General features: G+C 52.7%; 12 protein-coding genes. 7 read left to right on the top strand and 5 right to left on the bottom strand.

The window, feature by feature from the left end; genetic code table 11:
* Positions 1 to 171 precede the first annotated feature (171 nt).
* Genes BLT35_RS05785 through BLT35_RS05775 form a run of 3 tightly spaced genes read left to right on the top strand, consistent with a single transcriptional unit; the run spans position 172 to position 2,674 of the window.
* The gene (locus tag BLT35_RS05785) at positions 172 to 927 is read left to right on the top strand and encodes an IclR family transcriptional regulator (RefSeq protein ID WP_074727266.1); all 756 of its coding nucleotides are present in this window, start codon (positions 172 to 174) and stop codon (positions 925 to 927) included.
* Positions 928 to 956: 29 nt separating this feature from the next.
* The gene (locus tag BLT35_RS05780) at positions 957 to 1,730 is read left to right on the top strand and encodes an SDR family NAD(P)-dependent oxidoreductase (RefSeq protein ID WP_074727265.1); all 774 of its coding nucleotides are present in this window, start codon (positions 957 to 959) and stop codon (positions 1,728 to 1,730) included.
* A 32-nt stretch (positions 1,731 to 1,762) separates the two neighbouring features.
* Positions 1,763 to 2,674 (top strand): fumarylacetoacetate hydrolase family protein, encoded by a 912-nt coding sequence (locus BLT35_RS05775; RefSeq protein ID WP_054817156.1) that lies wholly within the window; start codon positions 1,763 to 1,765, stop codon positions 2,672 to 2,674.
* Positions 2,675 to 3,023: 349 nt separating this feature from the next.
* Here the strand turns inward: BLT35_RS05775 and nagA are convergent, their stop codons facing one another.
* Both nagA and nagB read right to left on the bottom strand, forming a co-directional pair.
* A complete protein-coding gene (gene nagA, locus BLT35_RS05770; RefSeq protein ID WP_074727264.1) occupies positions 3,024 to 4,208 on the bottom strand; it encodes an N-acetylglucosamine-6-phosphate deacetylase in 1,185 nt (394 codons plus the stop codon).
* A complete protein-coding gene (gene nagB / locus BLT35_RS05765; protein ID WP_074727263.1) occupies positions 4,205 to 4,933 on the bottom strand; it encodes a glucosamine-6-phosphate deaminase in 729 nt (242 codons plus the stop codon). Before nagB ends, nagA begins: the two co-directional genes overlap by 4 nt.
* Before the next feature lie 235 nt (positions 4,934 to 5,168).
* Between nagB and BLT35_RS05760 the strand changes: the two genes are divergently transcribed.
* The gene (locus BLT35_RS05760) at positions 5,169 to 8,024 is read left to right on the top strand and encodes a cadherin-like beta sandwich domain-containing protein (protein WP_074727262.1); all 2,856 of its coding nucleotides are present in this window, start codon (positions 5,169 to 5,171) and stop codon (positions 8,022 to 8,024) included.
* A 165-nt stretch (positions 8,025 to 8,189) separates the two neighbouring features.
* Here the strand turns inward: BLT35_RS05760 and mtnA are convergent, their stop codons facing one another.
* Positions 8,190 to 9,281: an S-methyl-5-thioribose-1-phosphate isomerase gene (gene mtnA, locus BLT35_RS05755; protein WP_373864963.1), complete on the bottom strand. Its 1,092-nt coding sequence runs from the start codon at positions 9,279 to 9,281 to the stop codon at positions 8,190 to 8,192.
* 25 nt (positions 9,282 to 9,306) lie between these two features.
* Entirely contained in the window at positions 9,307 to 10,512 is a 1,206-nt protein-coding gene (gene mtnK, locus BLT35_RS05750; RefSeq protein WP_074727261.1) for an S-methyl-5-thioribose kinase, read from the bottom strand.
* Between the two features lie 207 nt (positions 10,513 to 10,719).
* On the opposite strand from mtnK, the gene BLT35_RS05745 reads away from it, so the two are divergent.
* A complete protein-coding gene (locus tag BLT35_RS05745; RefSeq protein ID WP_074727260.1) occupies positions 10,720 to 10,899 on the top strand; it encodes a hypothetical protein in 180 nt (59 codons plus the stop codon).
* Positions 10,900 to 10,969: 70 nt separating this feature from the next.
* On the opposite strand, the gene BLT35_RS05740 is transcribed toward BLT35_RS05745, so the two are convergent.
* Positions 10,970 to 11,137: a hypothetical protein gene (locus tag BLT35_RS05740; protein ID WP_054817164.1), complete on the bottom strand. Its 168-nt coding sequence runs from the start codon at positions 11,135 to 11,137 to the stop codon at positions 10,970 to 10,972.
* A gap of 158 nt (positions 11,138 to 11,295) precedes the next feature.
* On the opposite strand from BLT35_RS05740, the gene BLT35_RS05735 reads away from it, so the two are divergent.
* Positions 11,296 to 11,880, top strand: a complete 585-nt coding sequence (locus BLT35_RS05735; protein ID WP_074727259.1) for a DUF1802 family protein — start codon at positions 11,296 to 11,298, stop codon at positions 11,878 to 11,880.
* A 114-nt stretch (positions 11,881 to 11,994) separates the two neighbouring features.
* A complete protein-coding gene (sufC, locus tag BLT35_RS05730; RefSeq protein WP_054817165.1) occupies positions 11,995 to 12,825 on the top strand; it encodes a Fe-S cluster assembly ATPase SufC in 831 nt (276 codons plus the stop codon).
* The last annotated feature ends 22 nt before the right edge of the window (positions 12,826 to 12,847 follow it).

Genomic DNA, 12,847 nt, shown 5'->3' with positions numbered 1-12,847 from the left:
AGAAGGCTGCGCATGCGGGGTTTTGTCATTTCACGGGAAAGGGGGCAGTCTGCCGCGATTCTGCATAATTTCCGATTGACATATCAAGAAGCCGGGTGCTACTATGAAGATGTAATATACAAAACCTTGGTTTATTATAGTAAACCTATGGTGTAACAGCATGGAGGTTGCATGGAAAAGAAGTATTGGGTACCGGCACTCGAAAAAGCGAACGATGTGCTGCAGGTGATCGCCCAGCAGCCGTCCGGGCTGAAGCTGATCGATCTGTCCAAGCGGTTGGCCATCCATAAAAGCTCCATGTTTTCCTTGTTGAATACGATGGAAGCGCTTGAATGGGTTGTGCGCGAGAGCGACGGCACCTATTCGCTGGGCTCCAGACTAGGCTATATTGGAAACGCTTTTTTCAAACAGTTCAGCTTGATCGACCGTTTCCGCAAGGAGGCTTCCATCACGAAGCATATAATTAAGGAGACGATCCAGCTGGCGAAGCTGGAGGGGCGCGAGGTGCTGTATTTAGCCAAGGAAGAGATGCCCTCTCCCGTACGCCTTGCTTCGGAACCCGGGATCAAGTTTCCCGCCCATGCCACGGCGCTGGGGAAAGTGATGCTGGCTTTTCAAGACCGGGCCGAGCTGGATGCTCTGTACACTTCAGGGGAGCTGGAACCGAGGCTTACGCCTCATACGCTTCAATCGCGCGAGGAGCTGTACCGTCAGTTGGCCGAGGTCAGAGCAAACGGGTGTGCATATGATTTGCAGGAGGCGGTGATGGGCTTTAGCTGTGTGGCGGCGCCGGTGCGAGACGCGGACGGCAAGGTCATAGCGGCGATCAGCTGCTCCATGTTCCAGCACGAATGGGAGGAGAAGCGGGAACTCGCCAAAGAGGAGATCTGCGCCTTGGCCAAACGATTGTCACAAAACCCGCAATAACGGAGTAAAAAGCAAAGGATGTGATTCCCGTGAGATTGCAGAACAAAATTACGCTGATCACCGGTTCCGGATCGGGCATAGGCAGAAGCTCGGCGCTGTTGTTTGCAAGAGAAGGCGCGACCGTGATCGTCAACGACCTGCATGAGGACAAAGGGCAGGAAACGGTGGAGGACATTCAAGCCGCCGGAGGCCAGGCCATATTCGTGCAGGCGAATGTGACGAACCCGGAATCGGTGCAAGCGATGGTAGACACCGTGATTGGCCGGTACGGACGTATCGACGTTCTGTTCAACAATGCCGGCGTCAGCGGTGTCGGCGCCATACACGAAGTGGAGCCGGAGGCTTGGGACCGTGTTATCAGCGTCAATATCCGGGGCGTTTATTTGCCTTGCAAATTCGTGCTGCCCTATATGATGGAGCGCAGGGAAGGCTCGATCATCAACATGTCCTCGTGCATTGCCGAAATCGGACTCGCCCGGCGAGCTTCCTATTCCGCAAGCAAGGGAGCGGTGCTGGCCTTGACCAAATCAATGCAGGTCGATTATGCGTCTTACAATATTCGCGTCAATGCATTGCTGCCGGGGACCATTTTTACGCCGTTTGTCGAAGATTACCTCAAAAAGTCTTACGACAATCCGGAGGAAGCGATCGAGTCGATCAAAAAGCGTCAGCTGAGCGGCGAGCTAGGCCGTCCGGAGGATGTGGCGAATGCGGCATTGTTCCTCGCATCGGACGAATCCCGGTTCATGATGGGCTCCCCGCTGTACATTGATGGCGGAGCCACGTTCGGGAAGAATGCCTGATAAAACAAAACTGTTGAGGAGGATATGCAATTATGAAACTGCTTACATTTTTGGAGAATGGAAACGCTCAACTTGGCGTGAAAACAGACCGGGGCGTCATACATATTGGAAAAGCGATTCAAACGCTGCAAAATGCGGGACAGACGGTTCCGCAAACCGTACATGAAGTGATCGAAGGCGGCCCGGCGGCGGTCAGCGCGCTGCAGAATTTCGTTGATCAGGCTTTGGCGGCGGGCGGCAGCGAAGCGTATGTGCTGGATGAATCCAAGCTGACCTTTGGACCTTGCGTAACCCATCCGAACAAAATCATTTGTGTCGGACTGAATTACCGGAAGCATGCAGAGGAGACGAATTCGCCGATTCCGAAATATCCGATATTGTTTAACAAGTTCAACAATACGTTAACCGGCCACGGACATGATGTGCCGCTGCCCGTGAGCGTCAGCAGCAAAGTGGACTATGAAGCCGAGCTCTGCATTGTGATCGGCAAGCAGGCGAAATATGTGGCGAAAGAAAACGCGCTGGATTATGTGTTTGGCTACTGCAACGTGAACGATCTGTCCGCCCGCGATCTGCAAATGCGTACGCAGCAGTGGCTGCTCGGTAAGTCCTGCGATGGCTTCAGTCCGCTTGGACCGTACTTGGTGACGGCCGATGAAGTCGGCAACCCGAACAACCTCGGCATTCGCAGCATCGTAAACGGTGAAGTGCGGCAAAATTCCAATACGTCGGATATGATATTCCATTGCGACGAAATCGTTAGCTACATTTCTCAACATATGACGCTGGTACCGGGGGACATCATTCTAACGGGAACACCGGAGGGTGTGGTTATGGGATATCCGGAGGATAAGCAGGTCTACCTTAAAGACGGCGATGTCGTGACGATCGAGATCGAGAAGCTCGGTTCGTTGACGAACCGTATGGTGAATGAACGGGTTTAATGCCATCATAAGAGGACGGCCGTCACCCGAATAATGGAGGCAGGACATATTGCAGCGGAAGCTGATGCGCCTGTGACGGATGCTTGCGATCTTGCAGCGGCAGCGCATTATCGCATACCCATGAAGTGTTGGAATGACTCTGCTGGACGAGGCTTCTCCGTTCATGCGGCTCAGCCGGACGTTCATATGGAACATCAATTCAACCAAGCCTGTTTGGAAAGTAACGGACCTGAGTCCGTTCATCTAAACAGGCTTTTATTCGCTATGCCGCGGCTAAGACTTTATCAAGCTTCAAGGTTCCCCGCTGATTTCGTTATAACGAACATCGGCGGGATTTTATTTTTCCATTTTAGAACAAAACAAGGCTGCCCTTCACCCATACTTTGTCGATCGACAGCTCCGGAGACACCAGCAGCAGATCGGCCTGTTTACCGGGCGCAATACTTCCGGTCCTGTCCGCAATGCCGAGAGCCTTGGCAGGGTTATGGCTGGCCATCCTGCTGACCTCGGGCACTGATGCGCCGATGGTGTTGACCATGAACCGAAACGCATCGATCATCGTCAGGGTACTGCCAGCCAAGGTGCGGCCGTCCTTTAATGTGGCGGCTCCGTTTCGTACTGTCACCTCGAGCCCGCCGAACCGGTAATCCCCGTCGCCAAGCCCGGCGGCGGATATGGCGTCCGTAACCAGCATCAGGTTATCGCTGCGTTTCACCTGCATAAGAAGACGGATGCATGCCGGGTGGATATGGCGGCCGTCTGCAATCATTTCCGCACCGATGGCATCCTCGGTCAAGACGGCGCCGACGACGCCCGGCTCTCTGTGATGCAGCCCTTTCATCGCATTAAACGTATGAACCGCATGGCGCAGGCCGTGCCGGACGGCTTCTCTGATTTGTGCGTAAGTAGCGTCGGTATGACCGCAAGCGACAACGATCCCTTGACCGGACAGCTTCTCGATGAGAGGCAACGCGCCCTCCCTTTCGGGAGCCAGTGTCAACAACCGGATCAGCCCCGGGTACTGCCTTGTCCAATCGTCTATCCATTGCTGCCGGGGTGCAACGATGTAGGCGGGGTTCTGGGCGCCGGGATATGCCGGACTGATGAACGGTCCTTCCAAATGTACTCCTTCCAGCTGTGCATAGGGCATTTGTTTATTCCGGAACGAATGAACCGATTGCAGTACCTTTGCTAGCTCCTCTTGCGGAGCAGTCGTCGTCGTCGCCAGCATCGTCGTTGTCCCGTGGCTCCCATGGAAGCGTGTAATTCCTTCCAGCGCTTCGGCAGACGCGTCCATGAAGTCATGTCCGTCCCCTCCGTGCACATGCACATCGATAAAACCGGGCAACAGCCAGAAGCCGCCGGCATCGATGATTTCTTCTGCAAGCTGCAGGAGCTGCGGGTCCAGCTCCTGCATAGGCCCCGTCTCTTGAATGATGTCCCCCTGCAGAAAAGCATAGCCTTGTGCAAGGACCCTGTCTAAAGTGACGATGTTCGCATGAAGGATAAGCGTTGTTTTTATTCTTGAGTTCATCCTAGCCCACTCCCCGCATCCGTATCCAAAAGCACCGTTACATCTGGATGGGTCTGCAGAAAAGACGCCGGACATTTCGTCGTGACCGGCCCTTGCAGCGCCCTTTTTACAATATCGGCTTTGTCCGGTCCGCGGACGACAAGAAGAATCCTTTTGGCCTTGAGTATCGTTCCGACTCCCATCGTGATCGCCTGTGCAGGCACTTTCTTCGGCATGCCGAAGAAACGGGCATTCGCCTCGCGCGTTTGCTCATGGAGTTCGACTACGTGCGTTACGTGCTCCAGTTCCTCATCCGGCTCGTTAAAGCCGATATGTCCGTTGTGACCGATGCCAAGCATTTGCAGATCGATTGGCCCGGCTTCCTCCAGCACGCGGTCATAGCGCCTGCACTCCGATTCCAAATCGGCCGCCATGCCGTCGGGAATGTGGCACTGCTTCGGAGGAATGTCTATTTTGCCCAGTAAATGCCGCTGCATATAGCTGTAATAGCTTTCAGGATGGCCGTGCTCAAGCCCCACATATTCATCGAGATTAAATACGGCGGCCTTCGCAAAGCTGACCAGCCCTTGACGATGCGCTGCCGCCAGTTCCTGATAGATGCCGACCGGCGTACCTCCGGTGGCAAGCCCGAGGACGGCTTCCGGATTCGTTTGCAGTATTTCGATGATCATGCCGGCTCCGGCCTGGTTCAATTCCTTTTGCGAGCGGAATTTAAGGATATTCATTGCGTTATCTCCCTTTTTCTTGCCGTGAAATCGTCCTTTGATTCAAGAGTATGTCAGTTATTTTCTTATTATTTATTATATTATCATAATGATTGGCATGAAAAAGAAATAGCTTTGGCTTCCATCTGTCTTCGGATGATCTCTTTCTTTCTAAAAAACTATCAAAAATCCGGTTTCCTGCCGAAAATAAGATATGATAGGGATGGTAGATCTATACAGAGAGGAAGTTAAATTTATGATTCACAAGCCGGAGGCGGACTGCGGCCTCCACCTGCTTGGGCTGCGGAAGAGGGTTCGGTTTGCAGCCGCCATATGTCTGCTATTCTTTTTGTTCTTGCAAATGGATGCCAACCGTACACAGGCCCATCCGATCGAATATGAATTACATACCCTAACGCTCGCAGATCAAAACGGCAACGCAATTCCGGATTTTCAATTCTCCCCAAATACCAGGACATATGATATCGATGTTTCCGGCAGCGTCACTCGTCTGACCATTGCTGCCGAAGCGGAGAATGAGCATTCGGTGTCTATCTATCCCTCGAACCCTGTCCCGCTGCTGTGGGGCTCGAACCGGATTACGATTGGGGTGGGAGAAGGGGATACTCCTTACACTTTAACCGTGCATAGGGGCGCCAAATCTCCGGATCTTCACTTGGAGGAGCATTTTGCCGAGTTCGAAATGTCACAGAACATATCCACCGTGAAACCGACGGAGGACGGGGGACTGATCGCTCTGGGTACCCGTTATGGGACAAGCCAGTTATACAAGATGAACGGGCAGGGTGAAGTCACGGCGAAGAGCACGCTGTTGAATATCAAGCTGAATGACGTGCTGGAGATCAAAAAGAACCGGTATCTGGTCGTTGGAACGCGTGCGGATACGCCGGGTGGGACGCATCGTCCCTTTGTGGCTGTTTATGAGGCCATACCTGGAGCAGGGCCGGCAGGTTTCTTTCAACCTTTGACCGCTCTTTCCCCGGGATTAGGCGATGAAAAATCAGATCCCGTCTCCATCGTACGTATGGAGTCCGCAGATGAGTATATCATTGCGGTCAACCGGAATATCAATTCCGCTTGGGCCATACAACTGTACCGTTTAAAAATAAATGCGGATCCGGTCTTGCAGATCCTGTCTCAGACTACGATTTCAGGAGCGGATTCTTATTTTGCAAACAAAATCGTCAAAGTCGGCGGTTCGGATCATTATTTGGTCGTAGGTTATGCCCGGGATCGGGTAACGCAGGCGAATCACGGTCTTCTGGCTAAAGTTCATTATAACGCCGACGCGGACACGCTTTCTCCGGTTAACGATTTCGGAACGGACGGATTGGTGAAATCCGGTTTGGCTCCGATGGCCTATGTGTCGGCTGCGCAAGCAGGTGAAGACCGGTATGTCATTCTGGGGACGCGGGAGTCGTTCCCCCCCCATGTCGGTAACGCCGAGTTACATGTCGTCAAAGAAGACGGTTCTTATGCGGATGAAGCCCGGCTGCTGCCGGATTTATGGGTTCCAAACGGTAATGGAGATTTGGCGGCCGCGCCGGACGGCGGATTTGTCGTAGGGGGAATAGCGATATCGTCAGGCAATCCTGACGTGCACAAGGGATACGTATACAAGTTTGGAACGTCGCTTGAAGAGCATTGGAAACAAACGATGGGAGGCCCCGGGCACATCATCGGCGTATCGGCTCTTCTGCCGCTTGCCAACGGGGATATTTGGGTTTCCGGAGGTTTTTTTAAGAACTGGGGAGATTTGCACCGAAAAGGTTATATAGCCAATGTGCTCGGTCCGGCTGCGCTAAACCGTATTGAACCCGCGGATCTGACTTATGTGGCAGCTAACGAAAGCGGCGCCGGCCAAGGATATCTGGACGATACTCATCTTACCTGGAACGTACCGGGGAACGTAAATCGTATACAAGGGACGGTAGATCGGAAACCCGGCCAAACGGTTCGAGTAAACGGGAAACTGCTTCCGGAAAATGAGCCGTTTCACATTTTTCTTCCCGAAGTGAACAATACGGCGAAGATTGAAGTGACTGCGGCGGACCAGCTTACGAAGAAGCTGTATACGCTGGATATCATCAAAACTCTTCCATATCAGGCAACGGTTACCGGAGTGACATATAACGGGACTCCGCTCATTCCTTACGAGCATCTGCAAACATTCTATATGCCTGTTACCTCAAGCGTATACCAGGCCAATCTGGACGTGGTTTTAAGCGATCCGTCAGCGACGTTTGACTTGTTCCCGTCTGAAGGCGTAACGCGTGACATGAATCGTATCCATATCGATTCCTTGCCTTACGGACAACAGTACTCACTCGCGTTAACCGTTCATTCTGTCGAACACATTCCAAGCCGATGGACCATTAGGATAGGTCCGCCGTCGAACGATGCGGAGCTTAAACATCTTTACGCCCAATCGCCATCGGCTGTAGTAGAGCGGGCCCCGGATCGCTTTATCGTGACGGTACCCAACGAGATGTCCCATGTGACGCTTGATCCGATCATTTCCGATTACGCGTCTATTGTTCAGGTAACCGGGGCCCGTTTCGATCCGACGACTCAGTCCATTGAGGTTTCCTTTTTGCAAGAAGGATCGAATCCCGTCACCGTCGTTGTACAAGCGCAAAGCGGGATGACACAGACCTTTGGGATTGATGTGATCCGAGACCAAAGACGGGAGGTCGGCGCCATTGTGCCTTCTCTTCAACCCGCCGGCAATATGTGGTTTGAAGTCACATTGTCGACCTTGCCGGCTGACGCAGCCATTTATTATACCGTAGACGGCACCGATCCTACGTTGTCAAGCGCTTTATATGATCCGGAGAATAAGCCGCGATTGTTTCCAGGCCAAACCTTAAAAGCGATCGGGGTCAAATGGGGGCTGAGGAATAGTCCTGTGCTGGTCCTCACCGGACCCGATCTTGAATATCCCGGTTTGCGGGATATCAGCGATATACTAAGTAAAATCAATGATCGTGCCGATGTCTATGGCGGGGGCTTCGGCACAAGGGACGTCGAATATTGGCTCAGTAAGATTAAGCCCGTAAAGGTTGTACCTGTTCCTCCTCCAGCCGGATAAATCAAATGGACCCTGCTTCACTAACAGAAGCAGGGTCCATTTGGTTAAGTAAGCCGCTTGTGCATTCGGAGCCCAATAAGTCCAGTGTCTGGAATATCGGCTGCAGTACAGGCCGCTGAATTCCATTATTACGCTGAAGCGGGGATATCCCCGAAGCATCGGCTTCTACGCAAACAGTTTTTTCAAATTTTCCGCGTAGGGTGCGCGGATAATGCCTTTTTCCGTGATAATCGCTGTGACATATTCGTTCGGCGTGACGTCAAAGGCAGGATTATACACCTTTACGCCTTGCGGCGCTGTACGCTTTCCGAAGCCCTGTGTAATTTCGTCCTCGTGCCGTTCTTCAATCGGGATGTCGGCGCCGGTCGGCGTATTCAGATCGATGGTTGACATCGGACATGCCACATAGAACGGGATGCCGTGGGCCTTGGCCAGGACAGCCACGCTGTATGTGCCGATTTTGTTGGCTACGTCTCCGTTGGCGGCTACGCGGTCCGTACCGACGATTACGGCTTGTATCCAGCCTTTGGACATGACGGCCCCTGCCATATTGTCGCAAATCAAAGTGACGTCGATCCCGGCCTGCTGAAGCTCGAATGCGGTCAGCCGCGCTCCCTGCAGAACAGGACGGGTCTCGTCGGCAAACACCTTGAGCGACATGCCTTTTTCCTTGGCCAGATACATCGGCGCCGTCGCCGTGCCGTACCGGGCCGTGGCGAGACCGCCCGCATTGCAGTGCGTAAGGACGCCCATGCCATCCTCAAACAAAGACAAGGCGTGCTCGCCGATCAGGCGGCATGTTTCCTCGTCTTCCGCCTGAATGGCGCGGGCTTCGTCCAGAAGCGCCTGCTTCACTGCATCCACGCCGACAGGCTCGGCAGTTCCACCAAGCAGCGCCTGCGCCCGTGCTTTCATCCGGTCGAGCGCCCAGAACAAATTCACCGCCGTCGGACGCGACGTCGCCAGGTAATCGCATTGGCGGATTATTTCCGCCAGCAGCGCTTCACGGCTGCCGGAGAACTTCCGTACGCCGAGATATACCCCGAACGCCGCCGCGATGCCGATGGCCGGCGCGCCGCGGACCGCGAGCTGCTTGATGGCGTCCCATACCTGCTCCGAGGTGGTCAGCTGAAGGTAAACGATGTCTTCCGGCAGCCGCCGCTGATCGAGCAGGTCCAGATGATCCTCCAGCGAGTTCCACCGGACGGATTGCAGCCAACCTTGCGTATGTTGTTGTTCTATCGTCATGACGGCCATTGCTCCTTTTGTCTAATTCCAACCCTTAGCTGACGTTTTTTTCCGCAATCTCAATCATTTGTTCAATCGACTCCGCTTTGCGGTGAGACTTGATCAGCGTTGTGCCGATCGCCAAAGCAATCCGTTGGGCGCGTTCTTTGGCTGCTTCGTCCTCCAGCTTATTGATATCGGCTACCTGCGCGAGACCGTGGACGCGGCGGACGATTTTGCAGCCCGCATATCCGAACGTATCCTGCAGTAGCCGTGTCATGTACAAATCCTGGTATCCGGGGGTCTTGGACATCCGGTCCACACCGTGTTCGTCCCAGAGCGCCCTGAACTCGGAGTCAAACTTCTTCCAAATATCCCGGATCGTTTGGGTAAGATAATTCCGGTAATCCTGACGGGATGCGGCGTCCGGGCTCCAGCCTTCCTGAGCTGCATAATTCAGCAGCAGGTTAGCAAGTACAGCTCCGATGTCAAAGCCCATAGGGCCGTAATAAGCAAACTCAGGATCGATGACCTTGGTCGAATCCGGCTTGATAAAAATACTTCCGGTATGCAGGTCTCCGTGAATCAGCGCCTGCGCCTGCGTCAGAAATTTTTCGCGGAGGATGGCGACCTCCAGATGCAGCTCCGTATCCTTCCACACCGCTTCCACCGCATCGCGGATGGCGGGCGGGACGTTATTGTTCGGCGAATCCGTATACGGGTCGTCAAAAATGAGATCCTCCGTGATTTTGCACAGCTCCGGATTGATGAAGCGCTTCACCTGTTCTTTTTTATCCTGCTGGTTCATGCCCAGGTCGGAAGTGTAAAAAAGGGTCCGGGCCAGAAACGTTCCGATATGACTTGCAAACAGCGGGTATTTATTCCGTTCCATCAAGCCGCGCCGCATGATGACATGGTCGCTGAGATCCTGCATGACGGTCAGCGCAAGCTCCGGTTCATAGGCATGGACATGCGGCACCAGGTCAGGACACAGCGATTCCTGAATCATCAGGGCCTCGCTCTCGATGCGCGCGCGATCCAACGTCAAAGGCCAGGATTCCCCGACGACTTTCGCATAGGGGAGCGCCTGTTTGAGAATAATGCTTTTGCCGGTTGAAGGTTCTGAAATGTGAAACACCAGATTCAAGTTGCCGTCTCCGATTTCCCTGCTGGTCAGCTCGCTGTCCTTCTGAAACAGGTCGGGTATTTGTCTTGCGTAATCAATCGCTTCGGCTTCCGTAAGCGCGCGATATGCGGACATGGAACATCCTCCTTCTACATGACATAACTTGTAACCTCTAGTATAAATCAAATACCGCCGCGTTGGGAATAGAAGTTGAAAGTTTTTGGCTTTTCAAGCCTTGCAGGGACGGGGGTTTTTACAAAAAGTTCACATCCCGATTATATTTGCATCATATATGACTTATACAATGATGGCTGAGGTCATAAAGATGAAGGGGATTGACTCATGAAGAAAGGTTTCGAGCGCATCATTTTTACCGCTGCCGTTGTCGCAGTGCTGCTTATCCTGGGATGGGTTTCGGCGGTAAATCCGGACGGCGCCCTGCAGGCCAATCCTATGAAAGTTAACCGGGAGCAGTTCGAACGGATCCGTGAAGCGGCTGTGTATGTATACGACGGCAAATAAAATCTTATAATATGAAAAAAGGGAGGCTATGATGCCTTCCCTTTTTCGTTCACCCAGCAAAATAAGATGATTAAAACATTTTGTTGCGGTGCTCCACCAAATCGATAGCTCCCAAAACGACGTGTGCCAGTCCAAACCCCACGACCGCCGCGGCGGCCATCGGATATTTGTTGCGCAGAGCGGCACCGGACGCAGTGACAGCTGTCCCCAAAACTGTTGGAATCAGTCCTTCGCGCATAGCTCTTCATCCTCCTCGTTTTTGGTTTGATGCAGCATTTTTATTATCGATATAAGCGATTGTTTTTATGCCGCATCGGAATTGCATTGTTTTGGATGAAGAACTATAATATCGTAAATGGAAAAGGTTAGCGCAGTATAGGACAAGGGGGGTACAGCATGCGCGGACTGGAGCAAGATCAAGCTGTCGGCTTGAAGGAGTGGGCGGTGGCGGTTGAAACGCTGCGGACAGGCCGTCAGCTTCTGATTATGCGAAAGGGCGGGATCCGGGAGGAAACGAAGGACTTTCAAGTGGAAAGCGAGAGCTTTTATTTATATCCGACCTACGAGCATCAAAAAAAAGAATTGATCAAGCCCGAATACCGAAGCGAAGTGAAAGAAGTAGAGGCCGGGTGGAGCGGCAGGCAGACGGAGGCGGTCATCAACTGCTACGCAGAGCTTGCGGAGGACATCCTCATCTCGTCTCAAGAGGAACTGGACCGTATCGCGCGATTTCACATTTGGACCGATTCTTTTGCCGAGGAGCGGCTCAAATGGAAACGGACCAAGCCCTTGCATCTCATGCTGCTCAGAGTATATGAACTGGACCAGGCGGTGCGTATACCGGTGCTTTCCGAATATAACGGGTGCAAGTCGTGGATAAGTCTGCCCCCGGCTCTTTTGAATAAAGTTCCGCGCCGGCCGGTTCTGGCGGATAAGGAATGGATCGCTCAAATTTCCGAATTAAAGGCCGCGTTGGGTTAAAAACGGGTCTTTATTGATTTTTACATGTAAGGTATAATATAATTGAGAATCAGTGAGAATCACTTTAAAATAATTATTAATAAAGAATAACTCAAAGTTGGAGGCTCAATGGTTATGACGAAAAGACCACAATTGATTATAGACGGTTTGAAGGCAACTGTCGAAGGAAAAGAGATTTTGAAAGGACTCAGTTTGTCCATCAATGGCGGCGAAGTGCATGCCATCATGGGACCGAACGGAACGGGCAAAAGTACGTTGGCTTCCACGTTGATGGGACATCCCAAGTATGAAGTCACAGGCGGTTCCGTGTCGCTTAACGACGAGGATGTACTGGAAATGGCGACAGACGAAAGAGCGCGTGCCGGCCTGTTCCTGGCCATGCAGTATCCAAGTGAAATTACAGGCGTCACCAACGCAGACTTCCTGCGCAGCGCCATCAATGCCCGCCGCGGCGAAGGCAACGAATTATCGCTGATCAAGTTCATTCGTCAAATGGAAGCCAAAATGAAAGATCTGGAGATGAACCCTGAGTTCATGCACCGTTATTTGAACGAAGGCTTCTCCGGCGGTGAAAAGAAGCGCAACGAAATATTGCAAATGATGATGCTGGAACCGAAAATCGTCATCCTCGACGAAATCGATTCGGGTCTGGATATCGACGCGCTGCGCATTGTGGCGGAAGGCGTCAATGCGATGCGCTCTGAAGATCGCGGCTTCCTGATCATCACGCACTACCAACGCCTTTTGAATTACATCAAACCGGACTTTGTTCACGTGATGATGCAGGGCCGCATCGTGAAGTCGGGCGGACCGGAGCTGGCCGAGCGTCTGGAAAACGAAGGGTATGACTGGATCAAGGAAGAGCTCGGCATCGTTGACGAAAGAGTAGGGCAAGATGAAGAAGAATTCAAGATGCCCATGAATACTACGGCTCCTAAATTTTAAGCGACCGATCAGGAAAACAGGA

The sequence above is a fragment of the Paenibacillus naphthalenovorans genome, from assembly GCF_900099895.1.
Classification (GTDB): domain Bacteria; phylum Bacillota; class Bacilli; order Paenibacillales; family NBRC-103111; genus Paenibacillus_G; species Paenibacillus_G naphthalenovorans.
The sequence above is the reverse complement of the archived record's forward strand: the minus strand, read 5'-3'. Positions and strand labels throughout refer to the sequence as shown.

What these genes read in the sequence shown, in the direction of transcription:
- BLT35_RS05785 (WP_074727266.1), top strand. Translation starts at nt 172, where the DNA reads ATGGAAAAGAAGTATTGGGTACCGGCACTCGAAAAAGCGAACGATGTG.
- BLT35_RS05775 (WP_054817156.1), top strand. Translation starts at nt 1,763, where the DNA reads ATGAAACTGCTTACATTTTTGGAGAATGGAAACGCTCAACTTGGCGTG.
- nagA (WP_074727264.1), bottom strand. Translation starts at nt 4,208, where the DNA reads ATGAACTCAAGAATAAAAACAACGCTTATCCTTCATGCGAACATCGTC.
- nagB (WP_074727263.1), bottom strand. Translation starts at nt 4,933, where the DNA reads ATGAATATCCTTAAATTCCGCTCGCAAAAGGAATTGAACCAGGCCGGA.
- BLT35_RS05760 (WP_074727262.1), top strand. Translation starts at nt 5,169, where the DNA reads ATGATTCACAAGCCGGAGGCGGACTGCGGCCTCCACCTGCTTGGGCTG.
- mtnA (WP_373864963.1), bottom strand. Translation starts at nt 9,281, where the DNA reads ATGGCCGTCATGACGATAGAACAACAACATACGCAAGGTTGGCTGCAA.
- mtnK (WP_074727261.1), bottom strand. Translation starts at nt 10,512, where the DNA reads ATGTCCGCATATCGCGCGCTTACGGAAGCCGAAGCGATTGATTACGCA.
- BLT35_RS05745 (WP_074727260.1), top strand. Translation starts at nt 10,720, where the DNA reads ATGAAGAAAGGTTTCGAGCGCATCATTTTTACCGCTGCCGTTGTCGCA.
- BLT35_RS05740 (WP_054817164.1), bottom strand. Translation starts at nt 11,137, where the DNA reads ATGCGCGAAGGACTGATTCCAACAGTTTTGGGGACAGCTGTCACTGCG.
- BLT35_RS05735 (WP_074727259.1), top strand. Translation starts at nt 11,296, where the DNA reads ATGCGCGGACTGGAGCAAGATCAAGCTGTCGGCTTGAAGGAGTGGGCG.
- sufC (WP_054817165.1), top strand. Translation starts at nt 11,995, where the DNA reads ATGACGAAAAGACCACAATTGATTATAGACGGTTTGAAGGCAACTGTC.